Source organism: Nocardiopsis protaetiae (genome assembly GCF_045446735.1).
Lineage (GTDB): Bacteria > Actinomycetota > Actinomycetes > Streptosporangiales > Streptosporangiaceae > Nocardiopsis > Nocardiopsis protaetiae.
Map to the genome: position 1 here is coordinate 1 of NZ_JBJJBV010000106.1, position 26,158 is coordinate 26,158.

General features: G+C 73.0%; 29 protein-coding genes. 10 read left to right on the forward strand and 19 right to left on the reverse strand.

Annotated elements, in window-relative coordinates; genetic code table 11:
* From ACJOT3_RS17220 to ACJOT3_RS17260, 9 genes are all read right to left on the reverse strand, one after another.
* On the reverse strand, nucleotides 1-1,722 hold a 1,722-nt coding region (locus ACJOT3_RS17220; protein WP_406973854.1), incomplete at its 3' end, for a hypothetical protein.
* A 534-nt stretch (nucleotides 1,723-2,256) separates the two neighbouring features.
* On the reverse strand, nucleotides 2,257-3,807 hold the full coding sequence (locus ACJOT3_RS17225; protein WP_406973855.1) for an alpha/beta hydrolase: 1,551 nt from the start codon (nucleotides 3,805-3,807) through the stop codon (nucleotides 2,257-2,259).
* Between the two features lie 238 nt (nucleotides 3,808-4,045).
* On the reverse strand, nucleotides 4,046-4,351 hold the full coding sequence (locus ACJOT3_RS17230; protein WP_406973856.1) for a DUF1416 domain-containing protein: 306 nt from the start codon (nucleotides 4,349-4,351) through the stop codon (nucleotides 4,046-4,048).
* Nucleotides 4,348-5,193, reverse strand: coding sequence for a sulfurtransferase (locus ACJOT3_RS17235; protein WP_406973857.1), 846 nt, complete (start codon nucleotides 5,191-5,193; stop codon nucleotides 4,348-4,350). Before ACJOT3_RS17235 ends, ACJOT3_RS17230 begins: the two co-directional genes overlap by 4 nt.
* 85 nt (nucleotides 5,194-5,278) lie before the next feature.
* Nucleotides 5,279-5,701 (reverse strand): DUF4395 domain-containing protein, encoded by a 423-nt coding sequence (locus ACJOT3_RS17240; protein ID WP_406973858.1) that lies wholly within the window; start codon nucleotides 5,699-5,701, stop codon nucleotides 5,279-5,281.
* A gap of 79 nt (nucleotides 5,702-5,780) precedes the next feature.
* Nucleotides 5,781-5,867 carry a putative leader peptide gene (locus ACJOT3_RS17245; RefSeq protein ID WP_352983320.1) on the reverse strand — a complete coding sequence of 29 codons (87 nt, stop codon included), beginning with the start codon at nucleotides 5,865-5,867 and terminating at the stop codon, nucleotides 5,781-5,783.
* 180 nt (nucleotides 5,868-6,047) lie between these two features.
* A complete protein-coding gene (locus tag ACJOT3_RS17250) occupies nucleotides 6,048-6,584 on the reverse strand; it encodes a thioredoxin family protein (protein ID WP_406973859.1) in 537 nt (178 codons plus the stop codon).
* Nucleotides 6,584-7,282: an LmeA family phospholipid-binding protein gene (locus ACJOT3_RS17255; RefSeq protein WP_406973860.1), complete on the reverse strand. Its 699-nt coding sequence runs from the start codon at nucleotides 7,280-7,282 to the stop codon at nucleotides 6,584-6,586. Before ACJOT3_RS17255 ends, ACJOT3_RS17250 begins: the two co-directional genes overlap by 1 nt.
* A 197-nt stretch (nucleotides 7,283-7,479) precedes the next feature.
* Nucleotides 7,480-8,601 carry a putative quinol monooxygenase gene (locus ACJOT3_RS17260; protein WP_406973861.1) on the reverse strand — a complete coding sequence of 374 codons (1,122 nt, stop codon included), beginning with the start codon at nucleotides 8,599-8,601 and terminating at the stop codon, nucleotides 7,480-7,482.
* Between the two features lie 272 nt (nucleotides 8,602-8,873).
* Here ACJOT3_RS17260 and ACJOT3_RS17265 point away from each other — a divergent pair, with 272 nt between their 5' ends.
* On the forward strand, nucleotides 8,874-9,674 hold the full coding sequence (locus ACJOT3_RS17265; protein ID WP_406973862.1) for an HAD family hydrolase: 801 nt from the start codon (nucleotides 8,874-8,876) through the stop codon (nucleotides 9,672-9,674).
* Nucleotides 9,675-10,202: 528 nt separating this feature from the next.
* Here the strand turns inward: ACJOT3_RS17265 and ACJOT3_RS17270 are convergent.
* The 5 genes from ACJOT3_RS17270 to ACJOT3_RS17290 all read right to left on the reverse strand — a co-directional run bounded on the left by ACJOT3_RS17270 (nucleotide 10,203) and on the right by ACJOT3_RS17290 (nucleotide 14,604).
* Nucleotides 10,203-11,165 (reverse strand): NAD-dependent epimerase/dehydratase family protein, encoded by a 963-nt coding sequence (locus ACJOT3_RS17270; protein WP_406973863.1) that lies wholly within the window; start codon nucleotides 11,163-11,165, stop codon nucleotides 10,203-10,205.
* Nucleotides 11,166-11,383: 218 nt separating this feature from the next.
* A complete protein-coding gene (locus ACJOT3_RS17275; RefSeq protein ID WP_017621272.1) occupies nucleotides 11,384-11,482 on the reverse strand; it encodes a 30S ribosomal protein bS22 in 99 nt (32 codons plus the stop codon).
* A 205-nt stretch (nucleotides 11,483-11,687) separates the two neighbouring features.
* The gene (locus ACJOT3_RS17280) at nucleotides 11,688-12,323 is read right to left on the reverse strand and encodes a histidine phosphatase family protein (RefSeq protein ID WP_406973864.1); all 636 of its coding nucleotides are present in this window, start codon (nucleotides 12,321-12,323) and stop codon (nucleotides 11,688-11,690) included.
* 110 nt (nucleotides 12,324-12,433) lie between these two features.
* The gene (gene hemL / locus ACJOT3_RS17285) at nucleotides 12,434-13,729 is read right to left on the reverse strand and encodes a glutamate-1-semialdehyde 2,1-aminomutase (protein WP_406973865.1); all 1,296 of its coding nucleotides are present in this window, start codon (nucleotides 13,727-13,729) and stop codon (nucleotides 12,434-12,436) included.
* A gap of 173 nt (nucleotides 13,730-13,902) precedes the next feature.
* Nucleotides 13,903-14,604, reverse strand: coding sequence for a phosphatase PAP2 family protein (locus ACJOT3_RS17290; RefSeq protein ID WP_406973866.1), 702 nt, complete (start codon nucleotides 14,602-14,604; stop codon nucleotides 13,903-13,905).
* Between the two features lie 418 nt (nucleotides 14,605-15,022).
* Here ACJOT3_RS17290 and rraA point away from each other — a divergent pair, with 418 nt between their 5' ends.
* Complete coding sequence (rraA, locus tag ACJOT3_RS17295; protein WP_406973867.1) at nucleotides 15,023-15,517, forward strand: ribonuclease E activity regulator RraA; 495 nt, start codon at nucleotides 15,023-15,025, stop codon at nucleotides 15,515-15,517.
* Nucleotides 15,518-15,644: 127 nt separating this feature from the next.
* Here the strand turns inward: rraA and ACJOT3_RS17300 are convergent, their stop codons facing one another.
* Nucleotides 15,645-16,346 carry a hypothetical protein gene (locus ACJOT3_RS17300; RefSeq protein ID WP_406973868.1) on the reverse strand — a complete coding sequence of 234 codons (702 nt, stop codon included), beginning with the start codon at nucleotides 16,344-16,346 and terminating at the stop codon, nucleotides 15,645-15,647.
* A gap of 197 nt (nucleotides 16,347-16,543) precedes the next feature.
* On the opposite strand from ACJOT3_RS17300, the gene ACJOT3_RS17305 reads away from it, so the two are divergent.
* From ACJOT3_RS17305 to ACJOT3_RS17315, 3 genes are all read left to right on the forward strand, one after another.
* Nucleotides 16,544-17,872 carry a histidine kinase gene (locus ACJOT3_RS17305; protein ID WP_406973869.1) on the forward strand — a complete coding sequence of 443 codons (1,329 nt, stop codon included), beginning with the start codon at nucleotides 16,544-16,546 and terminating at the stop codon, nucleotides 17,870-17,872.
* The gene (locus ACJOT3_RS17310) at nucleotides 17,872-18,555 is read left to right on the forward strand and encodes a response regulator (RefSeq protein ID WP_406973870.1); all 684 of its coding nucleotides are present in this window, start codon (nucleotides 17,872-17,874) and stop codon (nucleotides 18,553-18,555) included. Before ACJOT3_RS17305 ends, ACJOT3_RS17310 begins: the two co-directional genes overlap by 1 nt.
* Before the next feature lie 172 nt (nucleotides 18,556-18,727).
* Nucleotides 18,728-19,267, forward strand: coding sequence for a putative immunity protein (locus ACJOT3_RS17315; protein WP_406973871.1), 540 nt, complete (start codon nucleotides 18,728-18,730; stop codon nucleotides 19,265-19,267).
* Between the two features lie 52 nt (nucleotides 19,268-19,319).
* Here the strand turns inward: ACJOT3_RS17315 and ACJOT3_RS17320 are convergent, their stop codons facing one another.
* On the reverse strand, nucleotides 19,320-19,727 hold the full coding sequence (locus tag ACJOT3_RS17320; protein ID WP_406973872.1) for a RidA family protein: 408 nt from the start codon (nucleotides 19,725-19,727) through the stop codon (nucleotides 19,320-19,322).
* A 57-nt stretch (nucleotides 19,728-19,784) separates the two neighbouring features.
* Here ACJOT3_RS17320 and ACJOT3_RS17325 point away from each other — a divergent pair, with 57 nt between their 5' ends.
* The gene (locus tag ACJOT3_RS17325; protein ID WP_406973873.1) at nucleotides 19,785-20,432 is read left to right on the forward strand and encodes a TetR/AcrR family transcriptional regulator; all 648 of its coding nucleotides are present in this window, start codon (nucleotides 19,785-19,787) and stop codon (nucleotides 20,430-20,432) included.
* A gap of 21 nt (nucleotides 20,433-20,453) precedes the next feature.
* Here the strand turns inward: ACJOT3_RS17325 and ACJOT3_RS17330 are convergent, their stop codons facing one another.
* Together ACJOT3_RS17330 and ACJOT3_RS17335 are read right to left on the reverse strand one after the other, a co-directional pair.
* Nucleotides 20,454-20,987 carry a hypothetical protein gene (locus ACJOT3_RS17330; protein WP_406973874.1) on the reverse strand — a complete coding sequence of 178 codons (534 nt, stop codon included), beginning with the start codon at nucleotides 20,985-20,987 and terminating at the stop codon, nucleotides 20,454-20,456.
* Nucleotides 20,988-21,089: 102 nt separating this feature from the next.
* A complete protein-coding gene (locus tag ACJOT3_RS17335; RefSeq protein ID WP_406973875.1) occupies nucleotides 21,090-21,536 on the reverse strand; it encodes a winged helix-turn-helix transcriptional regulator in 447 nt (148 codons plus the stop codon).
* Nucleotides 21,537-21,612: 76 nt separating this feature from the next.
* Between ACJOT3_RS17335 and ACJOT3_RS17340 the strand changes: the two genes are divergently transcribed.
* Both ACJOT3_RS17340 and ACJOT3_RS17345 read left to right on the forward strand, forming a co-directional pair.
* A complete protein-coding gene (locus ACJOT3_RS17340) occupies nucleotides 21,613-22,503 on the forward strand; it encodes an SDR family NAD(P)-dependent oxidoreductase (protein WP_406973876.1) in 891 nt (296 codons plus the stop codon).
* 736 nt (nucleotides 22,504-23,239) lie between these two features.
* Nucleotides 23,240-23,563 carry a MerR family transcriptional regulator gene (locus ACJOT3_RS17345; protein WP_406973877.1) on the forward strand — a complete coding sequence of 108 codons (324 nt, stop codon included), beginning with the start codon at nucleotides 23,240-23,242 and terminating at the stop codon, nucleotides 23,561-23,563.
* A gap of 118 nt (nucleotides 23,564-23,681) precedes the next feature.
* On the opposite strand, the gene ACJOT3_RS17350 is transcribed toward ACJOT3_RS17345, so the two are convergent.
* Complete coding sequence (locus tag ACJOT3_RS17350) at nucleotides 23,682-24,422, reverse strand: helix-turn-helix transcriptional regulator (RefSeq protein WP_406973878.1); 741 nt, start codon at nucleotides 24,420-24,422, stop codon at nucleotides 23,682-23,684.
* Between the two features lie 53 nt (nucleotides 24,423-24,475).
* Here ACJOT3_RS17350 and ACJOT3_RS17355 point away from each other — a divergent pair, with 53 nt between their 5' ends.
* Entirely contained in the window at nucleotides 24,476-25,696 is a 1,221-nt protein-coding gene (locus ACJOT3_RS17355; RefSeq protein ID WP_406973879.1) for an MFS transporter, read from the forward strand.
* 81 nt (nucleotides 25,697-25,777) lie between these two features.
* Nucleotides 25,778-26,158 (forward strand): GNAT family N-acetyltransferase (locus ACJOT3_RS17360; protein WP_406973880.1); only part of this gene is annotated, 381 nt, incomplete at its 3' end.

A 26,158-nucleotide genomic window follows, 5' to 3' on the forward strand; every position in this document is an offset into this window, starting at 1 on the left:
GCGGTCGGCGTCGCCCTCGGCGTCCAGTGGGGCGTCGGCCCACTCCTGGGAGGAGGTCGCCTCGCCCCACACCGTGGCCGATCTCACATGGCGGACGAGGTCCAGCGGGGTGACGGCGGCGGCCGCGCTGCGGATGACCGCGCCGGATTCGGTGTGCGGGGAGGCGAAGTAGCGGTCGTCGGCGACGACCTCGGCGTCGGGGTCCTCCTCGGGGGTGATGGCGGTCTCCCCCACCTCCGCGGCGACCGTCTCGGTGAGCCGGTGCAGGGCCAGGCCGCCGCCCCCGGCCGCGGCGATCGCGGTGGCCGCGGCGGCGGCCGCAGCCGCGCTCTCCTGGCGCATCACCACGGGCAGCCGGCCCGGGGCGGTGAACCGGTCCAGGGCCGCGGGCACGGCGTCGCGGAACATCAGGACGACCTCGACACCGCCGGTCCCGGCCGCGGACAGCACCTGGTCGATCTCGTCCTCCGGCAGGGTCTCGGCCCCGCACACCACCACGGTGCGGCCGCGCGGGCCGCGCGGCCGCCGGGAGGTCCCCGGCCCGCCGGGCACCTCCAGCAGCTCGCTGAGCGCCGCCACCGCGTAGGTGCCGTACACCCGGGCGGCGACCCCGCCCGAGGCGCGGTCGGTGGAGATGATCTTGACCTGGGCGTACTCGCCCTCCTCGGCGCGGGTGCCGACCGCCTCGAACGGGGAGAGGCGGCGCTCCAGCTCCCAGGCCCGCCCCCAGGGGTCGCCCGCGCAGCGTTCGCGGACCCGGGCGCGCTGGTCGGGGGTGAGCAGGGCGAGCGCCGCGTCGTCCTCGGCGGCGTCGTCCTCGGGGGTGATGAGGGCGCGCAGGCCGCCGATCAGCTCGGCGATCCCGGCGCGCGGGCCGAGCACCTCCATGAGCCGCAGCAGCAGGGTCTCGTCGGCGTCGGGGTCGTCGGCGCCCCCGGAGGCGGCGGCGACGGCGGAGAGGATGCGGGCGCGCTGCCCGGCGTCCAGGTCGGTGCCCAGGGTCATGCTCGGCAGGTCTGCGGGGAGCACCCAGCGGCGCGGGGCCACGGCGCAGCGCCGGGCCAGCCGGACCAGGTCGCGGGTGACGGAGCGGCCGGTGAGGTCGACGACGGTGAGGTCGCCGCCCTCGCGCAGCCGGGACACGCCGATGGTGGTGAGCAGCGCCGACCACCCGGCGTCGGCGCCGCCGACGACGAGGACGGCGTCGGTGTCCGGTGGGGCGGTGACGCCGTGCCAGAGCGGTTGGGCCTCGAACGCCCGGCAGGCCGACTGCCAGGCGGTGTGCGCGCGGGCGTGCCCGTCCAGGCGGGCGTGCAGCTCGCGCTCGCGGGCCGCGGCCTCGGCCGCCAGCCGCTCCCGGACCGCCGCCAGCCGCTGGGCGGCGACCTGCCGGCTCTGGGCCAGGGCGATGACCAGCGGAACGGCGATGGCGGCGCAGGCCAGCACCCCGCCGACGGCGAGGGTGGCGGGCAGCACCCGCAGCGGCCACAGCACCAGGCACAGCAGGGCGAACACGCCGAGCCCGGTCAGGGCGATGTAGAGGGGGCGGTCGGTGCGGTCCTCGGCCTCGCGCCGGGCCTGCTCCGCCTGCGCGGCGGGGTCGGCGGCCTCGTCCGGCGTCGGCCGGCGCGGCGGCGGCCCGGGCGGCGGCAGCAGCACCGCGTACCGCCAGCCGACATAGGTGCGCGCGGCCGCGCCGTCCGGCCGCGGGTTGGGGGGCACCGTCCGAACACCTCCTGGGCGGCCGCCCGCAGGGGCGGCCGAGGTCGGGATCCACTCGGAAATCGCGCGCGGGCGGGGCCTCGCGCTTTGTGGATGATGGTGTCACCGCCGGGCCGCCTTGTCACCGCCTGACCCGCCGCCTGTGGATAACCCCACCACCCCGCACAGCCGGGTGGTGGCGGCCCGCCGCCGAAGGCAGGCCGCCACCACCGGGACCGGGCGCACGGCGTGCCCGCACCGCCGGGGCACCCGGCGGCGACCGCGCCGGGCGGAGGTCTCGACCGCCGCCTGGGCAGGCGGACGGCGGGCAGGCGTGTGCGCTCGGCCGGGGCCGACGAGCACCCGGTGGAAGACGCCCGCCGTCGAAGGCAGGCCGCCACGGCCGGGACCGGGCGCAGGGAGCGCCCGCCCGCCGGGAATGGCCGGTGCCCCGACCGCCGACCGGTGGACCTCGGCGACCGCACATGTTCGGCGGGGCCGAGCACACGGCGTGCCCGCCCGCCGGGCCGCGGCGGGCGGGCACGAGGGGTGGCGCTAGAACGCGGGGCAGCTGAGGCCGGGCTCGGGGACCTCGCCGGTCAGCAGGTAGGTGTCGATCGGGTCGTCCACGCAGGGCAGGCCGTAGCCGTACACCGTGTGGCCCGAGCCCTCGTAGGTGACCAGGGTCGCGGTCTCCAGCTGGCCGGCCAGCTCCTGGGCCCAGCCGTACGGGGTGGCCGGGTCGCCGACGGTGCCGACCACCACGAGCGGCGGCGCGTCGGGCGCGGTGAACCCGGTCGGGGCGGTCTCGGTGTCGGTCCAGAACGCGCAGGGCAGTTGGCCCCACACCAGGTCCGGGCCGAAGAACGGGGTGTCGGCGGCGATCGCCTCGGCCGACTCCCGGTACGCCTGCGGGTCGGTCGGGTCCACCCGGTCGGCGCAGTTGATGGCGGTGAGCGCCGCCTCGGCGTCCGCGTACAGGCCGCCCTCCTGCTCCTCCGCCTCCTCGGCGGCGTCCTCTTCCGCGACCTCTTCCTCACCGATCCCGTAGGTGGTGTCGTAGAGCGCGTCCAGCAGCTCGCCGGACTCGTCGGAGCCCTCGGCCAGCGCGTTCAGGGTGCGGGCCAGCTCGGGCCAGGACGTCTCGTCGTACAGCGCCAGGCCCACCATCCCCAGCAGGGCGGGGCCGTCCACGGGCATGCCGCGGGTGGTGGGCGGGTCGGCGTCGAGCCGGTCGAGGATCTGCGTCATCTCCGCGTCGGCGGCCTCGGGCCCGCTGAACGGGCAGGTCCCGGCGGCGGCGCAGTCGGCGGCGAACAGCTCCCAGGTCTCCTGGAACGCGGCGGCCTGGTCCTCGGCGACCTCCAGGTTGGGCCGCTCGGTCTCCACGGCGCCGTCCAGGACCAGCGCGCGGGTGGTCGCGGGGTACATCTCCGCGTACAGGGCGCCGATGTAGGTGCCGTAGGAGTAGCCCACGTAGCTCAGCGCGTCGTCGCCCAGCGCCTCGCGGACCATGTCCAGGTCGCGGACCACGTTGACGGTGCCGATCTCGGCGAGGAACTCGGCGCCCACGGTCTCGGCGCAGGCCTCGGCGTAGGACCGGGCGGACGCCTCCAGCCGCTCCAGTTCGATGTCGGTGACGGCGGTGGGGTCCTGGATCCGCATCTGGGCCTCGGCGAACCTGTCCCAGTTCCCGCAGGCGAACCCGCCGCTGTCGCCGACCCCGCGCGGGTCGAAGGCCACCAGGTCGAAGGCGTCGCGGATCTCGTCGGAGAACTGCGGGTAGGCCAGCATCTCCACCCCGGACTCGCCGGGCCCGCCCGGGTTGAGCACCAGCGAGCCGATCCGCTCGCCGGAGCCGCCGGAGGCGGGCACCCGGGCCAGCGCGATGTCGATGGTCTCCCCGTCGGGGTCGTCGTGGTCGAGCGGCACCGAGAGGGTTCCGCACTCCAGGGCGGCGGTCCACTCGGGGTCGCCGTCCTCGGGGACCGCACCCTCCTCGTCCTCGGCGTGGCAGGGCCGCCAGTCGATCGCGGCCGCGGAGCCCGAGTCCTGCGGCTCCTGCACCGGGAGGAACCCCGTACACCCCGTGACCAGGAGGACCATCGCTCCCGCGACTCCCCACACCCCCGTGTAACGCACCTGTCGGCTCCCCTTTCCGCGCGCGGCCTCGTCGCCGCGTCCCTGTTCTGGTACAGGGGATGGGACGAAACGCCCACCGCAGTGGTTTCGCGGTCGTCCGCCTACGGAACGTGCCGTATGCCACAAGGAGAACACGACGGGGCGCCGGAGGGAACGAACCGTTCCCTCCGGCGCCCCGTGTCGCCGTATGCCTAGATCAGGTTCAGGCCTGGACCTGTAGGTCGATGACCTTGCCGACCTGGGCCGTCACCGGGTACTCGCCGGTGAAGCCCTTGGAGGCCAGGACCCGCACCTTCCAGTCGCCGTCGGCGGCGAAGAACCGGAAGGTCCCCTCGTCACCGGTGGCGACCTCGCCGACGAAGTCGTCGGAGGTGTTGAGCAGGCGCGCGTACGCCCCGCGCAGCGGCTGCCCGTCCCGGGTCACCGTGCCCTGGATGACCGCCTGGTTCCCGGCGTCGACGTCGGCGAGGGCGACCCCGCCGACCGGCGCTCCGCAGCTGTCGCTCACTTGGCCTCCGCCTCTCCGAGCTCGATCGGCACGCCCACCAGGGAGCCGTACTCGGTCCAGGAGCCGTCGTAGTTCTTGACGTTCTCCAGGCCCACGATCTCGTGCAGGGCGAACCAGGTGTGCGAGGAGCGCTCGCCGATCCGGCAGTAGGCGATGATGTCCTTCTCCAGGTCGACACCGGCCTCCGTGTAGAGCTCGCGGAGCTCCTCGGCGGTCTTGAAGGTGCCGTCCTCGTTGGCCGTCTTGGCCCACGGGATGTTGCGCGCGGTCGGGATGTGGCCCGGGCGCTGCGACGCCTCCTGCGGCAGGTGCGCGGGGGCGAGCAGCTTGCCGACGAACTCGTCGGGCGAGCGCACGTCCACGAGGTCCTTGGTGCCGATGGCCTCGACGACCTCGTCGCGGAACGCGCGGATGGCCAGGTCCTGGTCCTTGGCCCGGTACTCGGTGGCGGCCCGCTCGGGGACCTCCTCGACGAGCTCGCGGGAGTCCAGCTCCCACTTCTTGCGGCCGCCGTCGAGCAGGCGGACGCTCTCGTGGCCGTAGAGCTTGAAGTACCAGTACGCGTAGGCCGCGAACCAGTTGTTGTTGCCGCCGTAGAGGACGACGAAGTCGTCGTTGCCGATGCCCTTGGCGGACAGCAGCTTCTCGAACCCGGTCTTGTCGATGAAGTCGCGGCGGACGGGGTCCTGGAGGTCCGTCTTCCAGTCGATCTTGACGGCGCCGGGGATGTGCCCCTTGTCGTAGGCGGACGTGTCCTCGTCGACCTCCACGAGAACGACGTTGTCGTCGTCCAGGTGAGCCTCCACCCAGTCGGCGTCCACAAGGACGTCGGAGCGGCTCATGGGGAACCTCCTGATTGTTTTTCTGCTACGTGCGGTGTCGCGTGTGCGGTGCCCACCGGATCGCGGGGTCCGGGGACGGGGGATTTCAGGCCGGCTTCCCCGCCGCCACCAGGCGGCGGCCGAGCAGGTACATCTCGCATCCGGCGCAGAAGCCGAACGCGGCGTTGAGGAAGGCGGCGGTCAGGGCGAGGGCGGTCGCGGCCGCGCCGAGCCATTCGGGGCCCACCAGGTATCCGATGAGTCCGATGACGGCGAAGGCGAGCCCCACCCCTTGCGCGAACCGGGGCGGCCGGGCGTCCTCGGTCTCCGAGGGCGGTCCGAGCCGGGGTCGTACGACGGCGGAGAACAGCAGCGCGTAGGGCGAGTGGCGGACCCCCGCCAGGACGCCGATCGCGAACACCACGGCCTGGAATCCCAGGATCCACGGTTGGGCGAAGGCGAGGGCGGCGGCCAGGACGAGAGTGGTCAGGGCAGCGGCGAAGCGCTGTCCGCGAGGATCGACCTGCATGACTGATGGGTCCCTGCGTGCACGAGAAGGAGGGTCGGTCGCGCGAGGGGGCGGGGGGCCGCGGTACGGCCCGAGCGCCCTAGGGACACAGACAGAGCGCGGCGGCGACGCGGCAGAAGTCCACCGCCCGTCGCTTCGTGAGATACGCGCTCGTCAAGGAAGTCACGTCCTTGACGCTACAGGCCCCTTAACGTGTTTGTCACGGGTGGCCTGGATCACACAACGGTGTATTCGGGCCGGTGGGAACGGGTGCGGCCCCCGCCCGGGGGGCCGCCGCACGCGCCGGAACCGGTGTATTCCCTGGTCATCCGGTCGGGAATAGGACCGGAGGGTCCGGGTTCCGAGGTCAGGCGACCGCCGCGCCGATGGCGGCGATCACATCGGCCTTGCGGGGCTGGCCGCTCGCGCGGCGCACCACGGCGCCCTGCCGATCCAGGACCAGGACGGTCGGGGTGCGCATGATGTTGAGCCGGCGCACCAGGTCCAGGTGGGCCTCGGCGTCGATCTCGACGTGCGCGACGCCCTCGACCATCCCGGAGACCTCCTCCAGAACGCGGCGGGTGGCCCGGCAGGGCTGGCAGAAGGCGCTGGAGAACTGCACGAGCGTGGCCCGCTCCCCCAGCCCGGCGCCGATCTCCTCGGCGCCCAGGACGGTGGAACCGTCGGTGTCGGCCGCCATGGCCGCTCCCTCCCCCGCCGGGCCGGTGCCCGCGGTCTCCGTGGTGTCCGCGGCCTCCCCCGCGGCCGCGCCGGCGGCCGCCGCGGCGGGGGCGGCGGGCCGCCCCTGCGCGCGGAAACGCCCCTGTCCCCGCCGCCACAGCAGCCCCAGCACGGTGGCCGCGGCCAGGGTGGCGGCGAGGACGGTCAGGCCGACGGGGTCCATCAGACGGCCTCGGCGCCCATCAGCGGCACGTTCTCGGCGGTGCCGTCGACCCGCAGGCCGCCGGAGACGGCCTCGGCGTCGGTGACGGTCATCCCGAACGGCATCTGCGGCACCGGGAAGGACACGGTCATCATGTTGGAGACCATCCCGGAGATGTCGATGGGCGCGCCCTCCACCTGGATGTCACCAGGGGTGGCCGAGACGACCCCGTCCTGGACGGTGATGTCCAGGGCGGCGGACACCGGGACGCTGATGCCCAGGTCGGTCACGGCCAGCTCGCCGCTGGCGTAGGGCTTGCCGCCCTCGGTGGAGACCGTGATGCCCTCGGGCAGGAAGGGGTTGAGGATCGAGTAGGGCAGGACCGCCGAGCCGTCGATCCGGCCGGCCGTCACCTGCGGGTCCGACAGCAGCTCCGCCGGCGGGGCGTCGACGTCGGAGGCCCGCACCTCGATCTGCTCCACCGGGTACTCGCCGAAGGTGGCGGAGGGGGCGGAGATGACGATCTCCTGGTAGGTGCCGCCGATCGCCTGCGGCAGGAAGGCCCAGCCGCCGATCTCGACCGTGGGCTCCTGCTCCATCTGGAACTGCTGCTGCACCTGGCCCGCGATCATGTTCTGCGCGAGAGCGCGTCCTCCGATGTCGGCGCCTACGACGAGGGCCGCCAGGAGGATGAGGAGGACGACAAGAAACTTACGCATCTGGAATCCCAGCACACTTTCTTTCGCTCCGGCGCGGCTCTCGGCCCGTGGAATCGGCCGGTCATCGTCACACGCCTTCGGTACCCGGGGGGCACCGGTTCTTGGGGAACCTCAGGGAAGGGTACTTCACCGCCATTGGACGCCCCGGAGCGTACAACGGTTCGCGTCCGGGGCGGGTTCCTCCGAACCCGCCGAGGTCAGCGGGGCATCAGCAGGCCGGCGAGGCCGTCGCTGGCGGCCGCGCCGGAGAGGGCGAGTTCGATCACGTTGGTGGCGACCACGTGGGAGCCGGTGCGGCGGCCGAACTCGATCACGTGCGGCTGCTGGTCGTGCTCCTCCTTGGCGAGGTCGTCGCGGTAGATCGCGTAGACGATGCGCTGGAGCGGCGCGCTGGGCACCGTGTGACAGGCGAACAGCAGGGTGTCGGGCTCGCGCACGCCGACCTCGTGGACGACGGCGTCGGCGATCCGGTCGAAGCCGGCGCCCTGCCCGTCGGCGAGGGTGTAGATGGTGATGACGCCCCGCAGCTTGGCGGGCGGCGCCTGGCGCACCGGCGGGCCGTCGTAGTAGTCGTCGTAGGGGTCGGCGTTGCGACGCTTACGGCGCACGGGCTCCTCCAGGAGTTCGTCTTCGGGATCCCCGTCGGCGTCGTCATCGTAGTCGTCGTAGTAGTCGTCGTCCTCGTCGTAGGGGTCGCGCCGCGGGCGCACCGCCAGCGCGGCGGCGCCCCAGAGCGCGGCGACCGAGCCGAGCATGAGGAGCGGCCCGGCGAAGCCCAGGCCCGTGCGGCCCACCACGATCGACAGCAGCGCGGCGAGCGCGACCAGGCCGAGGACCCCCAGGTGGAGGTTGCGGCCGGCGGGGCGGCGGGCGACGGCGGCGAGGGCCGCGACGAGGAACACCGCGACGACGACCTGGGTGACGTTGACGAGCGAACGCGGGATGAGGTCGTAGTGGTCGCCCAGGGCCGGGAAGGTCGTGGAGAACCGGCCGCTGATGCGGTCCATGCTCAGGACCACGAGGGGGACGATGGTGAAGGCCGCCAGGAACAGGCGCGAGGTGAAGCGCCCCTGCGCGGAGCGGACGCCGTACTCCAGGGCGCCCCAGGCCATGTAAAGGGGGCCCAGCAGACTGATGCCGATGTGGAGCAGGCGGAAGGTCACGCCGTTGAAGTCGAACAGCGCGCCGATGACGGCCGCGCTCAGCCCCACGGTCAGTCCGAGGGCCGCGACGAACCACGCGATGACGGCCACTCCGGGGCGTCGCTGGGCGTAGGCGGCGAGCGCGGCGGTGGCACTCCAACCCACCAGCGCGCTCATGAATGCGAGTCCTACGATCACCATCTCGACAATGATGATGCACGTGAACGGGTGGCCGTGCACTCCGTACCGGTACGTGAGGACCTTTTCAGGGAAGATCCCGCAGAATGACGGGCAAAACCGCTTTCCCTACTGTGACCTTCATCACGCGAATTACCGCCGTGTCCCAGAGGCTCCGTCCTGCTCACCCGGGGTCGTAGGCTCGCATGCATACGGGGAGCAGGCCGTCGACGGCGGTCCCGCCGACTCCCCACCCGAGCCAGGAGAGAACCGTGTCACACGACGTCGTGTCCCCGACTCCGGCGGGGGCCGCCTTCTTCGATGTGGACAACACCCTGATGCGGGGAGCGTCGATCTACCACTTCGCCCGCGGTCTCGCCTCCCGCGACCTGTTCACCACCCGTGACCTGCTGCGCTTCGCGTGGGGCCAGACCGTGTTCCGGGTGACCGGCAGCGAGCAGCCGGACCACATCAACGCGGCCCGGGAGGCGGCGCTGGCGTTCGTCGCCGGGCACGACGTCGACGACCTCGTGGGCCTGTGCGAGGAGATCTACGACGAGACCATGGCCGACCGCATCTGGGAGGGCACCCGCGCCCTGGTGCAGCGGCACCTGAACGCCGGGCAGCCGGTGTGGCTGGTCACGGCGACCCCGGTGGAGCTGGCCCAGATCATCCGCCGCAGGCTCGGGCTGACGGGGGCGCTGGGCACGGAGGCCGAGAGCGTGGACGGGGTGTACACCGGGCGGCTCAACGGCGATCTGCTGCACGGCCCGGCCAAGGCGGTGGCGGTGCGGGAGCTGGCCGCCAAGCACGGGTGGGACCTGGCGGACTGCTCGGCCTACAGCGACTCCTCCAACGACCTGCCGCTGCTGTCGCTGGTGGGCGACCCGAACGCGGTCAACCCGGACGGGGACCTGCGCCGCTACGCGCGCACCCACGGGTGGCCGGTGCACGACTTCCGCACGCACCGCCGGGCGCTGAAGGTGGCCGTCCCCGCGGCCGCCGTGGGCGCCGCGGTGGGCGCCGTCGCCATCCGCGCCGCCCGCCAGCGCAGAGCCGTCCCGGGGGCCTGAGCGGCCCCTGGGACGTGCGGGACGGCGGGCGCGGTCTTGGAAGGCGCCGGGCAGGAGGGAGCCGTGCGGCGCCCGGGAGCACCGGGAACCGCGGGACACGGCGGGACCGGGCCGGGAGGGCCGGAGAAGATCCGGGGAAGGTTCGAGGACCGGCCGGAGACGAATCGAAGAAAGCTCGGAGATCGCCCCCGGACCGAAACACCCCCCGCGCGGCCGAAACCCGCGCACACGGCGGCGGGCCGAGATCGGCCGCATCGAACAGCGGCGAGCCGTAGGGGGACCGGCCGCCCATGGCAGGAGCGGCACGGGCATGCGGCGCATCGGAATCAGCACCGGCGGTGGAGCGACCGGCCGCATGTAGGGACGCGAAGACGTGCCGTCGAGCAGGCGGCGGCGAGACGATCGGCCGCACACGACTCGACGGAAGCAACGCCCACGGCCGGGGCGACCGGCCGCGTCCAGGGACGCGAGGGCCTGCCGCCGGGCAGGCGGCGGCGAGGGTGTGGAGGCGGGGACCCGGGGGCCGGGTCAGCGGCCGAGGCCGGCCTTGGCCAGGGCGAGCACGTGGACCGGGCGCAGGCCCGAGTTCTGTGGGCGGCCGGGGCCGTTGCGGCGGCCCGGGGCGCGGCGGGGGCCGCGGGCGTCGGCGTAGGACTCGAAGGCCTCCAGCGAGCTGTGCGCCGGGATCCACTCCAGGACGCGTTCGAGCTCACCGGTGTCCAGGGAGGCGGCCAGGCCCGCGGTGACGGCGCGGGCGGTGCTCGCGGTGGCGTAGTCGATGCGGCCGCGGCGGGCCACGCCGCGCAGCACGCGCAGCCCGGAGGCCGGGACGGGGAAACGGTGGCCGCCGATGCGGCGCAGGCACTGGGAGAGCGGGATGCTGTCCTTGCCCGCCACGTCGAAGAACCCGGTTCCGGCGTTGAGCGCCATGCGGACCAGGGCCTCGACGCCGTCGTCCTCGTGCAGGAAGCGCACCTGCGGGTCGCTGCCCATCACCGTGGGCACGACCCGGGAGTCGAGGTAGCGGGTGAGCGGGGTGTCCACGCCCGGCCCGATGAGGTTGGCGAACCGCAGGACCGCCACCTCCAGGTCGGGGCGGCGGCGCTGCACGCCGCGGGTGTGCCGCTCGACCTCGGCGGCGTCGTCGGCGTCCAGGGTGGCGCTGGAGCGCACCACCAGGCGGCGGACGGTCGTGGAGCGCTGCGCGGCGGTCAGCACGCGCATCGTCCCCAGGACGTTGTCCTCGCGGTTGGCGCTGTGCGCGGTGTCCAGCCCCAGATGCAGGACGAGATCGGCACCGGAGTCGGCGACGATCTGTCCCAGGCTTTCATCGTGCAGGTCGACATGCGTGTAGTCGAAGCCCGTCGTGGCGGCGGGCGGCGCCGAATCGACGCCGAGCACCCGGCGGACCCCGGGCTCCGCGCCCAGGGTCTGCGCGACCCTGGCGGCCATGGGGTTGGAGACCCCGGTGACGAGTACGACACGAGCCATGGCGACACGTTCCTTGGAAGGAGACGATGAGTGACGGTGCGCGGACCGTTCACCTCAAGGGTGAAGCGGTGACCGCGACCCGTGAGACACAACGATGTCCCGACCGGAAAATTCCGTCACGTTGGTCGAGGCATCGCCGAAAAGGGGGATTTCTCCGCGTCCGGGACATGCCGGGGCACGCCCACGCCCGCGGAGAGACGACGATCGCCGCGACGGTACTACTTCTTGTTGCGACGCGCGATACGCGTGCGCTTGAGCAGCTTGCGGTGCTTCTTCTTCGCCATGCGCTTGCGACGCTTCTTGATGACGGAACCCATCAGGGATCACCCTCTCGCTGACGATGGATACAGAGCATGCCGCACCGCCGTGGCGGATCCGGCAAGGGGTTCGGGTGGCAAGGCCCCGGGGTCGTGCGCCGAGCGCGGACCGCGGGGCCGGGGGCCCGTCCTCGGACGGCCGTCGATGGGCGTGAACCCACCGCACCCGAAGGCCCAGCTTACCGCTCCGGGTGCGCGCTCCGGGTCAGGCCCCGGGGACGGAGGGTTCGTCGAGGTACAGGGACGCCGCGGGCTCCGCATAGCTGACGCTGGCCAGACGCTGGTCGACGAAGGTCAGCGAGGTGACACTGGCGAGGTTGCATTCGCGCAGGTCGGGGCGGTGCCACAGGCGTTTGCCCTCGGCGGCGCGGCGGGCCATCCAGATGGGCAGCTGGTGGCTGACGCACACCGCCTCCCGGCCCCAGGCGGCCCGGCGGGCGGTCTTGACGACCGAGACCATGCGCTCGACGATCTGCTTGTACGGCTCGCCCCAGGACGGCAGGAACGGGTTGTACATCCGGCTGACCACCCGCGGGTCGCGCACCGAGCTCCGGGACAGCGACAGGCCCTGGAGCTTGTTGGAGGCCTCGATGAGGCGGTCGTCCAGGGTGACCGGCAGGTCGGACATCTTCTGGAGCGGGACCGCGGTCTCCTGGGTGCGGTCCAGCGGCGAGGAGTACAGGGCCGCGATGTCGTGGCCCTCGAACCACTCGGCGGCCATCTCGGCCATCTGCTGACCGCGTTCGCTGAGGTGGAAGTCCGGGAGCCTGCCGTACAGCACCTTGTCCGGGTTGTACACCTCGCCGTGCCTGAGCAGGTGCACGACGGTGGTCGTCGTCATGGTTGCGCGTCTTTCCTTCGGGGATCTCTGGTGGGGCCCGGCGGGCCGGTGTGCGGGGCGGCGCCGGACGCGTCTGTCGCGCCGGTCGCGCAGGTCGCGGACCCGGCGGGTCAGCCCTGCGCCTGTGCGGCGGCCTGTGCGGCGGCGGGCAGGGCCTCGACGACCCTCCCGATCGCCTCCTCGTCGTGGGCGGACGAGAAGAACCATGCTTCGAAGGCCGCGGGCGGCAGGTAGACGCCCTGGTCGAGCATGGAGTGGAAGAAGGCCGCGAAGGCCTTGGTGTCCGTGGTGCGCGCGGTGTCGAAATCCACGATGTCGGCGTCGGTGAAGAACACCGTGAACAGGTTGCCGCCGCCCTGGACCCGGTGCGCCACCCCCGCGGCGCTCAGGGCCTTGGAGATCTCGGCCTCGACCTGGGCGGACACCCGGTCGATGTGCGCGTAGACCTCCGGGGTGGCCCCGCGCAGGGTGGCCAGTCCGGCGGCGGTCGCCAGCGGGTTCCCGGACAGGGTACCCGCCTGGTAGACGGGGCCGTTGGGCGCGAGGCGGTCCATGATCTCGGCGCGGCCGCCGAACGCGGCGGCGGGCAGGCCGCCGCCCATGACCTTGCCGAAGGTCATGAGGTCGGGGACGACCCCCTCCAGGCCGTACCAGCCCGAGGCACTGACCCGGAAGCCGGTGAGGACCTCGTCGAGGATGAGCAGCGCGCCGTAGGAGTGGGCGATGCCCTTGAGCTGCTCGTTGAACCCGGCGCGCGGCGGGACGACGCCCATGTTGGCGGGGCAGGCCTCGGCGATGACGCAGGCGATGTCGGAGCCGTGCTCGGCGAAGGCCCGCTCGACGGCCTCGACGTCGTTGTAGGGCAGGACCAGGGTGTCGGCGGCGCTGGCGCCGGTGACGCCCGGGGAGTCGGGCAGCGCGAACGTGGCCAGGCCCGAGCCGGCGGCGGCCAGCAGGGCGTCGACGTGGCCGTGGTAGTTGCCGGCGAACTTGACGATCTTGCCGCGGCCGGTGAACCCGCGGGCGAGGCGGATCGCGGACATGGTCGCCTCGGTGCCGGAGTTGACCAGGCGGACCTTCTCCACGGGGGTGCGCTCGACGATCAGCTCGGCGAGTTCGACCTCGCCGGGGGTGGGGGCGCCGTAGGAGGTGCCGGAGTCCACCGCGCCGTGCAGCGCGGCCACGACGTCGGGGTGCGCGTGGCCGAGGATGAGCGGTCCCCACGAGCAGACGAGGTCGACGTAGCGGCGGCCCTCGGCGTCGATGAGGTAGGGGCCCTCGCCCTTGACGAAGAACGGCGGGGTGCCGCCGACGGCGCCGAAGGCGCGCACGGGCGAGTTGACCCCGCCGGGGACGACGGCGGTGGCCCGCTCGAAGAGCTCTGCTGAAGTCTGTTGAGTACCCACCTCACCAGTGTGTCAGCTGTGTCCGGCCGTGGGACCGTGACCCGCCCCGCACCGGTGCGGCCAGTGGAGGGGCGGGGGTGGACACGGCGCCGCCCCGGCCGGGGGTCGGCCGGGGCGGCGTGCGATGCGCGGCGGCGGGGGCCGCCGGGGTCCGCGGGGGAGGCGGGTCCGGGTCAGACGCCCGCGTAGGAGCGGGGGCCGGTGGAGGTGTTCTCGTCGTCCGGGCCGTGCTGGGTGCGCCGCCCGGCGGGGAGGGGTGCGGCGCCGGCGGACGCGGAGCGGACCAGGGGTCGCAGGAGGTCGTTCTCCGCGGCCCTGTCGACCAGGGCGGTCAGCGGGCGGGCCACGGCCAGGGAGACGGCGGTGGCGACGGCCGCGCCGAGCAGCAGGCCGACGGTGACGTCGTGCGGGTAGTGGGCGCCGACGAAGACGCGGGAGAACGCCTCCAGGACCGCGAAGGCCGCGGCGATCGGGGCGACGCGCTTCCAGGCGATGATGACCGCGGCGGCGGCCGCGCCCGCGATCGCGGCGTGGTTGCTCGGGAAGGACCAGTCGCCGACGGGGTCGCAGGAGGCGATGGTGGTCAGGTCGGTCATGGCCTGGCAGGGCCGCAGCTGTTCGAAGAACGACTTGACGGTGCGGCTGACGCCGTAGGCGATGACGGTGGCGACCGGCGCGAACAGGGCCAGGCCCACCAGCCGTGAGTCGATGGAGCGGGCGCGCCACCAGGCGGCCAGGAACAGGACGGCGAACACGACGAGGAACAGGTCGGTGCCGACGTAGGCGGCCTGCTGTACCCAGGGGTCGAGTCCGGCGGCGAACTCGATCACGGCACGGGACCAGGAGGCACTGGTGTCGAAGATCTCGGAGACCATCTCTCTCCAGGGGTGTCGTCGGGGAGGGTCGCGCGAGCGTGGGGGGAGGGGTCGCGACGTGGAGTCGACCGATCGACCGAACGGTGACGTGACTCCCACGGTTTGGTGACGTCTGTGGTCCCTATCCTGGCACCGAATCGGGGGCCGGAGGGCCGTTCCGGGGCCGGGATCGACGAAAGAGACGGGGTTCCCCAACGAAAGGGTGAACCGGGTCTGGGACGAACCGCCACGAAAGGGTGAGCGGGTGGCGGCGACCGGCGGCGGGAGGGGCCCATCGGTGCCGGTGGGAGCCCCGGAGGCGGTGCCGCGGGGGTCGATCCGGCGTGCCGGGCGGGGGTGGCCGGGGGCGGGTGACTACTCATGGGTAGCTTGAGTGGTGTCCATCCGCTTCACCCCAGACCGGAAGACCGGAGCCGACATGACCGAGCACCGCACCGCGGCCTTCACCACGGCGGACCTCATCGACGACCACGGCGACACCCTGCGCAGCTGCTCCACGCAGTTCCGGCAGTACGGCGGCAGGACCGTGTTCAGCGGCCCGATCCGCACCGTCAAGTGCCACGAGGACAACGGCCTGGTCAAGCAGGTGCTCAACAGCCCCGGCGAGGGCGCCGTGCTGGTGGTGGACGGCGGCGGCTCGCTGCGTTCGGCCCTGATGGGCGACATGATCGCCGAGGCCGCGGTGGCCAACGGCTGGGCCGGGGTGGTCGTCCACGGGGCCGTGCGGGACACGGTCGCGCTCGCAAAGCTGGAGCTGGGCGCCAAGGCGCTGGGGTCCAACCCGCGCAAGTCCGCCAAGGACGCCGCCGGGCGGCTGGACGTGCCGGTGACCTTCGGGGACGTCACGTTCGTTCCCGGGGAGTGGCTGTACAGCGACGAGGACGGCATCGTCGTGAACGCGGAGAAGATCTGACCAGAACGGTCAAGTGTCCGCCGGGCCACGGCGTGGCCGATATGCCGCAAATGCGAAGTGAACGGCGGGGGTCCGCGGGGGACCTCCGCCGTTCATGTTCGTGTTCGTCTGGTTCTGAGCCCTTCCGTCACCCGCGCCGACGGCCCCTCAGCAGGGGGAGGGCCAGGGCCGGGAGCATCGCCGGGAGCAGCAGCAGGGACACCGACCCGACCACGAGGCCGTTCTCGACCAGGAGGGCCACGGCGATCTGGACGACCCCCACCGCGACGATCGCGACCGTCATCGGCCGCCGGGCGTCCGCCCACCAGCGGTGGAGCGCGGTGTCCCGGCCCCCGGAGGGCGCGGACGTCGTCGCGAGCACGACCAGCGCCGCCCCGATGAGGAGCAGCCCCACCGAGACCCCCGCGATCTTCGTGGTCGGCAGGTCCCACCCGGCGCCGTTGAACACCGTGATCGAGTGGGCGACCAGCAGGAAGAGCGAGAGCAGGACCAGGAGGGCGTTCATCGCCCGGGTGGTGCCGCGCGCGGTCTGGCGGACCGGCAGGTTCAGCCCGCTCTGGAGCCGCTCCCCCAGCGTCGGGACCACGCTCAGGATCGCCGCGACGAGGGCCGTGGTGAAGGGCACCGCCCCCGCGAGGAGCCACCGGGGCACCATGTTCGGGCTGCCGTCGAGGTTGTACCGCCCGCCGTGCACCATTTCCGCGAGCTCGGGCCAGGCGGTCCGGGAAACGGCGGCCATCGCCGCGATCGCGAGGCCGGCGACCACCATTCCGAGCACGGGAAGGCGCGGGGTCTCGGCGGGGGCGGGGCGGGTGGTCGTGTTCTCCATGGGTCTCTCCCTGTTTCTCGTCGTCCTCTGGGAAAAACCTTAGGAAAATGGCGGGTACGGGCGCATCGACCTGTGGTCATGCCGATGTCACGCGCTTTTCCGGGACCCTCCCATGACAGGAGTCATGGGAGGGCCGACGCGAGGTCATGACAGTCCGGAATCCCCTTTTCGGGGAACCGGGGGATAGGATCCGGGCGATGAGATCACCTTCCCCCCTTCCCGATCTGTCCCGCTGGGTCAGCCTGGCCGACAACCGGCCGCCGCGCGTGGTGGGCCTGCTGTTCTGGGGTTCGGTGCTGACCACACTGGCCATCTACACGGTGCTCCTGACCGGGGCGATCCCCGCGACGGGCGAGGGGATCGCCGACCCCGTGACCCTCTCCCTGGTCGCCACGGGGATCGGATCCGTGCTCGTGTGCGCGGTGCTGTGGCCGTTCCTGGCCTGGTCGCCGCATTCCCCGTGGCCGCGCAGAATGGCGAGCGGGATTTTCCTGGTCGTCACCCTGTTGTCGTTCGTCACCAGCAATCACACGCTGTTCCTTTTGCTGTGCGTGGGAACGGTGAACGCGGTGATCGTGTTCGGGGTCCCCGGGGGGATCGTCTACGGCGCGCTCGTCGTCGGATTCAGCCTGCTGCTGCCGCTGCTGGTGCCCGGAACGCCTTTTCTGGCCGGGGTGCTCATGGCGGTGAGCCTGCTGTTCATCGTGGTGGCGTCGGGGCTGGTGTCGGTGGGGCTGCTGGTGTCGGCGCGGCGGGCCGAGCGCACCCGGGAGCTGCTGGAGGAGCTGGAGGCGGCGCACGGGGAGCTGGAGGCCGCGCATGAGGAGCTGCGGCGGAGCACGGACCGGATCAGGGAGCTGACCGTGGCCGAGGAGCGCGCCCGCATGTCCCGGGAGATGCACGACAGCACCGGGCACCACCTGACCGCGCTGTCGCTGTGCCTGGCGAACGCGCTGCGGTTCCGGGAGGCGGGGAGGTCGGAGGAGGCGTGGGAGGAGGTCGGGCAGGCGCGGGCGCTGGCCGGGGACGCGCTGACCGACACCCGCCGGTGGGTGCGGGCGCTGCGGCCGCTGGCGCTGGAGGGGCGGGCCGGGGCGAGCGCGATGCGGTCGCTCGCGGAGTCGTTCCAGGGCGGGGGCGTGCGGATCGGGTTCGAGCAGCGGGGCGGGGAGTGGCCGACGTTGCCGGAGGAGGCGGAGCTGGTGTGCTACCGGGCGGTGCAGGAGGGGCTGACGAACGCGATGCGGCACTCCGGCGGGGATGCGGTCCTGGTGGAGGTCGAGGTGGGGGCGGCGACGGTGGCGGTGTCGGTGACGGACAACGGGGGCGGGGCGCCGGTGGAGACGGTGCGCGGCGGGTTCGGGCTGCGGGGACTGGCGGAGCGGGTGGAACGGGTGGGCGGGGCGCTGGTGGCGGAGAACGCCGGGGAGGGGTTCCGGCTGCGGGTGGAGGTGCCGGTGGAGGTGCAGGGTGCTGTTGTACACGGCACCGGCACGGGTGGGACGGCTGAGGAGGGCGGTGCCTGATGCGGGTGCTCATCGTGGACGACCAGGTGCTGCTGCGGCACGGGCTGCGCAAGCTGCTGGAGTTCGAGGACGGGATCGAGGTCGCGGGAGACGTCGGGGACGGGGTCGAGGCGCTGGAGTTCCTGGCGGAGTCGGAGGCGCTGCCCGACGTGGCGCTGGTGGACGCGCGTATGCCGCGGATGGACGGGCTGACGCTGATCGGGCGGATGCGGCAGGAGTACCCGGACGTGCCGGCGGTCGTGCTGACGACGTTCGACGATGACGACATCATCTTCGGCTGCCTGCGGGCGGGGGCGCGCGGCCACCTGCTCAAGGACGTGCCGCCGGAGGAACTGGTGTCGGCGTTGCAGCGGGTGGTGCGCGGGGAGACGGTGCTGGGGACGGCGGCCGCGGAACGGCTGGTGGCGTCGCTGGGCGGCGGCCAGGGGCCCGCGACGCCAGCGGAACCGGCGGGGTCGGCGGAACCGGCCGGGCCCCGGCCGGAGTCGCCGCTGTCGGAGCGGGAGTGGGAGGTGGCGCGGATGATCGGCGCGGGGGCGACGAACCGGGAGATCGCCCGGGGGCTGTTCATCACGGACGGCACCACCCGCAACCACGTCACGAACATCCTGCGCAAGCTCGGGCTGCGGGACCGGACCCGGCTGGCGCTGTGGGTGCGGGAGCAGGGGGCGGACGGGAGCTGAGCGAAACCCCGCTTTGAGACTTGGAACCGATTCCTCAACCCTGTTCAGGGCTGATGCGCGTCAGGTGTCAACCGGTCTTTCAAAGATACGCTTGAGACCCATGGCTCAAGGTTTTCCGGGTTCCACAACGGCCGCCCTGGCCGGTCTCGGTCCGGCCTGGGGGTGGTGGGTGATGGGGGACGAACCCCGCGAGGTCGAGTTGAGCGACGACGAGCGTCGGCTGCTCACGCGGTGGGCGGTCGCCTGCGCGGAGCGGGCGCTGCCGCTGTTCGAGGCGGGCGCGCCGGGGGACGCCCGTCCGCGCGAGACGGTCGAGGCCGCGCGGGCGTACGCGTTCGGGGACCGGCGGACGAAGCGGTTGCGCACCGCGGCCTGGGCGTCCACGGCGGCGGCGCGCGATGCCGACGATGGGGGGCTTGTGGCCGCGGCCCGCGCGGCGGCCGCCGCGGCGGGTGCTCCGTACATCCACGCGCTGGCGACGCCGCACCAGGTCAAGCACATCCACGGGCCCGCCCTGTACCTGGCGCTGGCCCGGGAGGCCGCCGCGGGCGGGGACCCGGCCGCGGGTGAGGCGGAGGTCCGGTGGGCGATCGAGCACGCGCCGCCCGGGCTGCGCGAGATCGTGCGGCGCTTTCCGGCGGGCGACCTCGGCGACGGACGCACCCGGCAGAGCCGCCTGCGCCGCCTCCTCGACGAAGGCCTGAGGGGCTGAAGGGTTGAGGGGCTGAAGAGCTGCGCGGCCGAACGCCCGTCCGCTCCCCCGGTCAGGGGAGGACGGCGACGGCTTCGACCTCGACCAGCAGGTCGGGTTCGCCCAGGGCCGCGACGCCCAGCAGGGTGATGGGGCGGACGAGGTCGAAGCCCAGGCGCTGCGCCGCCCGCACGGCGCCCTCGCCGAGCAGGGCCATCTTGTCCGGTTCCCAGTCCACGACGTAGACCGTCAGTTTGGCGATGTCGGCGAAGGTCCCGCCCGCGGCCGTGACGGCCGCGTGCACGTTGGCGTAGGCCTGTTCGGTCTGGGCCGCCAGGTCGCCCGGCCCCACCGGGGCGCCGTCGGCGTCGCGGGCGACCTGGCCCGAGATGAACACCATCCTGGAGCCCTCGGCGATCGACACCTGGGCGTAGACCTCGGGTCGGGGCAGGGTGGGCGGGTTGAGCAGTTGGACCGGCACGGTGTCCTCCTCATTCGATAACACCGCTATTCAATAACACTGATATAGAATGATCAAGTGGTCAGACCCGCCCGTCCCGAAATCCGCGGCCTGCTGATCGAACGCGCCGCCGCCATGCTCGCCCGCCGTGAAACCGTCAGCCTGCGCGGCCTCGTCGCCGGTACGGGGGTGTCGACCATGGCCGTCTACACGTATTTCGACGGGATGCCCGGGCTGCTCGGCGCGGTGCGCCAGGAGGGGTTCGGCCGACTCGCCGCCCGCCTGGCGGCGCTCCCCGCGACCGACGACCCGGTCGGCGACCTGGCCGCGGCGGGGGCCGCCTACGCGGCTTCGGCCAGGGACAACCCGGACCTGTACACGCTGATGTTCGACGGTTCGCTGCCGCTGCCGGACGGCCGGGCGGCGGACGCCACCCTCCAGCACCTGGTCGACACGGTGCGGCGGGCCGTGGAGGCGAAGCGCTTCGACCCCGGTGTCGAAGCGCTTGCGTTCGCCCACGAGCTGTGGATGCTGGGGCACGGCGCGTGCATGCTCGTCGCGACCGGGGTCCTGTCGTTCGAGCAGGTCGAGCCCATCGTGACCTCGGGGCTGGCCCGCCTCTACCGGGCCGCAGGCGACGATCCCGACGCGACCGGGCGTTCGCTGAACGAGGGCTGGGCGCGCGGCCTCGGCGCGGACGGCGGCGCCGAGGCCGCCGACGGCTGACTCCGTCGGCGCTCGTTGGCGCTAGCGGCGCGGGCCGTGGCCGCCCTGGCCGTGGGGAGGCGGACCGTATCCGCCGCGCCCGGGCGGGGGTCCGGGGTGCCCGGGCGGAGCCGGTGGGGGCGCGGGCCGGCCGTGGCCGGGCGGGGGTCCGTAGCCGCCGGGAGCAGGCGGGGGTGCCTGGTGGCCCTGGCCGTGCTGGGCCTGGCCGGGAGCTCCGGGACCGGGGACCTGGCCGTGCTGCTGCTGGAGCATGCCGGAGAGGTGGAAGAACAGGCTGGCGGCGATCTCACTCCCCTCACCCCAGTCGAAGAGGCCGAACTTCAGGTTGGGCGCGACCCGCATGTGCGTGCCCTGGGGGTGGGGCGAGAGGTCGATGTACACGTTCTGCCCGTAGCTGAGCAGGGAGAAGCTGGTGGAGAAGGTGTAGCGGTAACCGCCGTCGGGCAGCGGGTTCCCCTGGTTCGAGGCTCCCTTGGCGCGCCGCACCGCATGGGGGAGCATGCCCCACACCTGATCTATGTGGAACGGGAGTTGGTAGTCGTAACTGTTGGCCACGCTTCTCCGTCCTCGTTGTGGAAGCCGTTCCCGTCATGGGATCCGAGGGCGGGGTTCACGGCACTCTCGATGCGCCGCATCCTACCCGCCCGTGTTCCGCCCTCAGGGTTCCGCCCGGCCCTCGGGACACCGGTCGCGGTCGGCGGGGGCGGCATGGGCCCGGCGGCTCCCGGCGATCGCCTCCTGGTTCGCGATGGCCCAGTTCGCGAGCGCGGCCACGGGTTCCAGGAGGGTCGTCCCCATCGGCGTGAGGCTGTACTCCACGCTGGGCGGCACCGTCGCGAACACCTCCCGGTGGACCAGGCCGTCCACTTCCAGGCCCCGCAGGGTGCGGGTCAGCATGCGCTGGCTGATCCCCTCGATCCCCCGGTTCAACTCGTTGAACCGGTGCGGCCGCTGCCCGAGCAGCACGATCACCAGCACCGACCATTTGTCGCCGACGCGCCGCAGGACATCGCTCACCGGGCACTGCTCATGCTCCTCCACCGGCACCGGACTGGGCAGTCGGGTGTCCAGCGGGGTGGGAACACCGGTGTCAGCTGCTGACATGGAACTGCCTTCTTCCGGAATCCCGACTGGTTACCGAGGATGGGGCTACTCACCAACAGTAACCAGGGGGGACCCGATGGTCGACAGCCATGCCGAAAAGGCGATCCGGACGATCGTGATCACCGGCGGCAGCGACGGCATGGGACGCGCCCTCGCGTTGGAACGGGCGTCCCGGGGCGATCACGTGGTCGCCGTCGGCAGCACCCGGGCACGCGGGGACCGTCTGCTCGCGGAGGCCGCCGGAGCGGGTCTGGGCGGCCGGGTCGAGTTCGTGGCGGCCGATCTCAGCACCGTGGCCGGGAACAGGGCGGTGATCGACCACGTCGGGGCCCGGCACACGGCGGGGATCGACGCCCTGGTGCTGGGGGCGAACCGGCCGTTCCCGGAGCGGACGGAGACGGTCGACGGCTTCGAGTCGACGTTCGCGCTGTACTACCTGAGCCGGTACCTGCTAGGGCACGGGTTGGTGCCCGCGCTGGCACGGAGGCCGGGATCGGTGATCGTCAACGTGGCGGGCGTCGGGATGACCGGAGGGGGGATCCACTGGGACGACCTCCAACTGCGCCGCCGGTACGGGACGGTCGCCGCCCAGCTCCAGGCGGGCCGGGCCAATGACCTGCTGGGGGTCGCGATGGCGGAGCGGTACGGCGAGCGGGTTCCCTACGTGCTCTTCCACCCCGGGTTCACACGCAGCGGCAGGGCCGCGGCGGAGCGCCTCCGTCCGGCGGCACGGTTCGCGATCAGGGCACTCGCCCTGGTGGCGGCGCAGCCGGTGGCACGGGCGATCGCGCCGATCCACGGCTTCATCGAGTCGCCTCCGGGGGTTCCGCTGACGGCGGCGTCCCGCGGCCGGTCGCTGCCGCTGGGCCTGAAGACCCTGGACCCGGTCGCCGCCCGGCAGCTCGACGCGGTCACGGCCCGGCTCGTCGCCGGCCGCGCGGAGGCCCGCCCGCCCGGCGAGGCCTGACCGCGGCCCGTCCCGGGGCGGGTTTCCGGCGCGGGGCGCCGTCATGGCCCGCGCGACTCCGCGCCGCCGTTCCCGGAGACGTCCCGACCGACCCCCGGCCTCCAGCCCCCGGCCCCGGCCCCGGCCCCGGCCCCCAGGGAACCTTCTCCGACAAGAACCGAAAACTTGTAGCGGCCACGGTAGACATGCCCACCTCTCGCTGCTACATTTCCTGTCGTAGCCACTGAGATTCACGGCTGGACCACCGGATACGCCGGTGGAGAGCAGGACGGCCCGACCGGCGCGCTCAGTCGTACGGCGCCGGGGGCCGGTAGGACCGCAGTACAGAAGTAAGGCAGTAGAGAAGTACGGCAGTACAGCAGGACCGGCCTTCCGCTCCCACAGGGGAGGCCGCGGCAGGAAGAAGGATGCGGTAGGGCTCGACCGGCGCACGGTTGTACGGCGTCGGGAGCCGGTAGGACCGCAGTCGAAAGCAGTGCACGAAGTGAGAAACGAGAGGAGTAGATGCCATCAGGATCGCCCGAGTGAGGGGAAGTTCCGCTCGGGTACCGCAGGGCCTTCGTTCGAAAGTAGGTGGTCCACGGTCACACAACCGCGATCCCCGCGATCCCGTCCCAGTCTGACCTCGGGAAGCGGAAGACCGGCAGCAGCCGGTAGGTGGTATTGAACTCTCGGGCCCCGGCGCCGCATGGCGCTGGGGCCCTCGACGTGCGTTCAGGAGAAGGAAGACACGCACTTGCCCCGTCCCGATACCGGTGACCGGTTCGACGATGACGACTACCCCGCCTACACCGTGGGCAACGCCGCGGAGATGATCGGCACCACGCCGGCGTTCCTGCGCGCCCTGGGCCAGGCCAAACTGATCGAGCCCCTGCGCTCGGAAGGCGGCCACCGCCGCTACTCCCGCTACCAGCTCCGACTCGCCGCCCGGGCGCGCGAGCTCGTGGACGAAGGCACGCCGATCGAGTCCGCGTGCCGGATCATCATCCTGGAGGACCAGCTGGAGGAGGCCCAGCGCATCAACGAGGAGTTGCGCGCTGCCAATCCGCCGCAGAAGTGAGGTCCGACCCGGGTCCCGCACCCTCGTGACCGGCCCCACCCGCCACCCGGGTGGGGCTCTTCTGTTCTCAGTTCGGGATCGGGGGCGTGGGGCGCCGGAAGGACGGTCAGGGCGGAGGTCATCGGTACAGCGAGCCGGGGGTGCGGCCGAAGGCCGCCTGGAAGGCGGTGATGAACGCGCTCGGGGAGGAGAACCCGCAGGCGGCCGCGGCCTGGGTGACGGTCCGGCCCTCGGCCAGCAGCAGACTGGCCCGGTGCAGGCGCAGCTGGGTCCGCCAGACGGTGAAGCCCATGCCGACGGTGTCGTGGAACAGCCTCGACAGGGTGCGTTCGCTCGCCCCGACCCGGCGCCCGAGGTCGGCCAGGGCGGGCGAGGAGGCCAGGTCCGCTTCCAGCACGGCTTGGACGTCGCGCAGGCGCGGGTCGCGCAGTACCGGCAGCATCGTCGCGGGTTCGGGGGCCGGCCGGACCTGGTCGGTGAGCACGGCCAGCATCCGCCGTTCGGCGGGTGAGACCGCGGGACCGGCCTGCGAGCAGGCGATCAGCAGCTCGCGGAACAGCGGGTGCACCAGGACCAGCGACGGTTCCCCGCCCCGTGGGCCACGGCTCCTGGCGGGCACCCCGACCAGATGCACGGTCGCGGACCCGTGGACCCGCCAGTGGTGTGTGGTGCCGCCGGGCACCCACACGGCCCGGGTGGCGGGGGTGAACCACGTTCCGGCGTCGACCACCACCTCCAGCACGCCCGAGCTGGCGTAGATGACCTGGTGGTCGTCGTGGCGGTGCGGGTCGACCTCCTCGCCCGAGGCCAGGAACCGGGTCTCGGTGGGGGCGGTCGGCACATGGCGGGTTTTCGGCATCACACGGCAGAATACAGAAAGTGCGCCGGGGCCGGGGCGGCCACACTGGGGCCATGGTCTCCTCCGTCTCCCGGTCCGCCCGCCGCGGCGCGCGCCTGCTGGCCTACTCCCACGCCACCGTCGACTTCTACCAGGGCGCGCTGGCCGCGCTGGTGCCGTTCCTGGTCCTGGAACGCGGCTACGACTACGCCGCGGCGGCGGGGATCGTGCTCGCCGGGTCGCTGGCGTCGTCGGTCGTACAGCCGTTGTTCGGTGTGCTGGGCGACCGGTGGGCGATGCGGTGGCTGATCCCGGTCGGCGTGCTGCTGGCGGGGTCGGGGCTCGCGGCGATCGCCGTGTCGGAGTCGGTGTGGGTCACCGCCGCGCTGGCGGGGGTGTCGGGGGTGGGGGTGGCGGCCTTCCACCCGGCGGGGGCGCACCGCGCGCGGGAGATCAGCGGCGACGACCACGTGGTCATGTCCTGGTTCTCCCTGGGCGGGGGGATCGGCTTCGCCGCCGCGCCGCTGTTCGTCGCCGCCACCGTGGGGGTGTGGGGGCTGGACGCGTCGCCGCTGCTGCTGGTCCCGGCTTTGACCGGGGTGGTCGCCGTGGCGCTGATCGGCCGCGCGGCGAGCCCGGTCGAACACGCCGAGGGGCTGGCCCGGGCCAAGCGGGTGGGCCGCGACGACCGGCGCTCGTTCGTGCTGATGACGGTGGCGGTGGTGTGCCGGTCGGTGGTGTTCGTCGGGCTGGGGTCCTTCCTGGTGCTGTTCGTGCGCGAACACGCGGGGGTCGGGGAGGCCGCGGCGGCCATGTCGCTGTTCGTGTTCTACCTGGGCGGGGCGTTCGGGACCGCCGTGGGCGGGCACCTGGCCCGCCGCTGGGCGCGCACCACGATCCTGCGGTGGTCCTACGCGCTGGCGGTGCCGGTGCTGGTGGGGCTGCTGTTCACGCCGGGGCCGGCGGTGTTCGTGTTCGTGGCGCTGGCGTCGCTGGTGCTGTACGTGCCGTTCTCGCTGCACGTCACCCTGGGGCAGGACTTCCTGCCCCGGCACATGGGCACCGCCAACGGGGTCACCCTGGGCCTGGCGGTCTCGGTCGGCGGCCTGGCCTCCCCGGCGATAGGCGCCCTGGCCGACTCCGTCGGCCTCCAGGCGGCGCTGCTGCCGCTGGTGGCCCTGCCCGCGGTGGCCTTCCTGGTCCTGCTGCGTGTCCGGGACCCGGCCTCCTTCACCGCCGTTCCCACCGCCGCCGCCCCCGACCGAGGGCAGAGCGGCACGACCCGCGTCGGCTGACCAGGCAGGGTCCCCATGGAGCGGGCCGACGGCGTCGGGCTCGGCCTGCTCCCGTGTCCGTGCGAATGCCAGAGTGGCCCTATGAGTGAGGACATCCGTTTGCGAGCCGTCGAAGAGTCAGATCTGGAGGTGTTCCTGGAGCAGGAGCACGATCCGGAGGCGGTACGGCGATCGCAGTTCCAGCCCCGGGAGCGCGAACGCTTCCTCGACCACTGGAGGATCAGGGTCCTCGGTGACCCGACGGTGTTCGTCAGGGCCGTGGTCATCGACGGCGAACTGGCCGGGAACATCGTGTCCTGGTGGGTGGGCGGGGAGCGCTACCTGGGCTACTGGTTGGGCCGCGCCTACTGGGGTCGGGGAATCGGGGGGAGGGCGCTGGCGAAATTCCTGGAGCTCGAAACGACGCGCCCGCTCTACGCCGATCCGGTCGTGGGGAACGTCGGATCGATCCGGATTCTGGAG

What these genes read in the sequence shown, in the direction of transcription:
- ACJOT3_RS17225 (WP_406973855.1), bottom strand. Translation starts at nt 3,807, where the DNA reads ATGGTCCTCCTGGTCACGGGGTGTACGGGGTTCCTCCCGGTGCAGGAG.
- ACJOT3_RS17235 (WP_406973857.1), bottom strand. Translation starts at nt 5,193, where the DNA reads ATGAGCCGCTCCGACGTCCTTGTGGACGCCGACTGGGTGGAGGCTCAC.
- ACJOT3_RS17240 (WP_406973858.1), bottom strand. Translation starts at nt 5,701, where the DNA reads ATGCAGGTCGATCCTCGCGGACAGCGCTTCGCCGCTGCCCTGACCACT.
- ACJOT3_RS17250 (WP_406973859.1), bottom strand. Translation starts at nt 6,584, where the DNA reads ATGGACCCCGTCGGCCTGACCGTCCTCGCCGCCACCCTGGCCGCGGCC.
- ACJOT3_RS17255 (WP_406973860.1), bottom strand. Translation starts at nt 7,282, where the DNA reads ATGCGTAAGTTTCTTGTCGTCCTCCTCATCCTCCTGGCGGCCCTCGTC.
- ACJOT3_RS17260 (WP_406973861.1), bottom strand. Translation starts at nt 8,601, where the DNA reads ATGAGCGCGCTGGTGGGTTGGAGTGCCACCGCCGCGCTCGCCGCCTAC.
- ACJOT3_RS17270 (WP_406973863.1), bottom strand. Translation starts at nt 11,165, where the DNA reads ATGGCTCGTGTCGTACTCGTCACCGGGGTCTCCAACCCCATGGCCGCC.
- ACJOT3_RS17275 (WP_017621272.1), bottom strand. Translation starts at nt 11,482, where the DNA reads ATGGGTTCCGTCATCAAGAAGCGTCGCAAGCGCATGGCGAAGAAGAAG.
- ACJOT3_RS17280 (WP_406973864.1), bottom strand. Translation starts at nt 12,323, where the DNA reads ATGACGACGACCACCGTCGTGCACCTGCTCAGGCACGGCGAGGTGTAC.
- ACJOT3_RS17290 (WP_406973866.1), bottom strand. Translation starts at nt 14,604, where the DNA reads ATGGTCTCCGAGATCTTCGACACCAGTGCCTCCTGGTCCCGTGCCGTG.
- rraA (WP_406973867.1), top strand. Translation starts at nt 15,023, where the DNA reads ATGACCGAGCACCGCACCGCGGCCTTCACCACGGCGGACCTCATCGAC.
- ACJOT3_RS17300 (WP_406973868.1), bottom strand. Translation starts at nt 16,346, where the DNA reads ATGGAGAACACGACCACCCGCCCCGCCCCCGCCGAGACCCCGCGCCTT.
- ACJOT3_RS17305 (WP_406973869.1), top strand. Translation starts at nt 16,544, where the DNA reads ATGAGATCACCTTCCCCCCTTCCCGATCTGTCCCGCTGGGTCAGCCTG.
- ACJOT3_RS17310 (WP_406973870.1), top strand. Translation starts at nt 17,872, where the DNA reads ATGCGGGTGCTCATCGTGGACGACCAGGTGCTGCTGCGGCACGGGCTG.
- ACJOT3_RS17315 (WP_406973871.1), top strand. Translation starts at nt 18,728, where the DNA reads ATGGGGGACGAACCCCGCGAGGTCGAGTTGAGCGACGACGAGCGTCGG.
- ACJOT3_RS17335 (WP_406973875.1), bottom strand. Translation starts at nt 21,536, where the DNA reads ATGTCAGCAGCTGACACCGGTGTTCCCACCCCGCTGGACACCCGACTG.
- ACJOT3_RS17340 (WP_406973876.1), top strand. Translation starts at nt 21,613, where the DNA reads ATGGTCGACAGCCATGCCGAAAAGGCGATCCGGACGATCGTGATCACC.
- ACJOT3_RS17350 (WP_406973878.1), bottom strand. Translation starts at nt 24,422, where the DNA reads ATGCCGAAAACCCGCCATGTGCCGACCGCCCCCACCGAGACCCGGTTC.
- ACJOT3_RS17355 (WP_406973879.1), top strand. Translation starts at nt 24,476, where the DNA reads ATGGTCTCCTCCGTCTCCCGGTCCGCCCGCCGCGGCGCGCGCCTGCTG.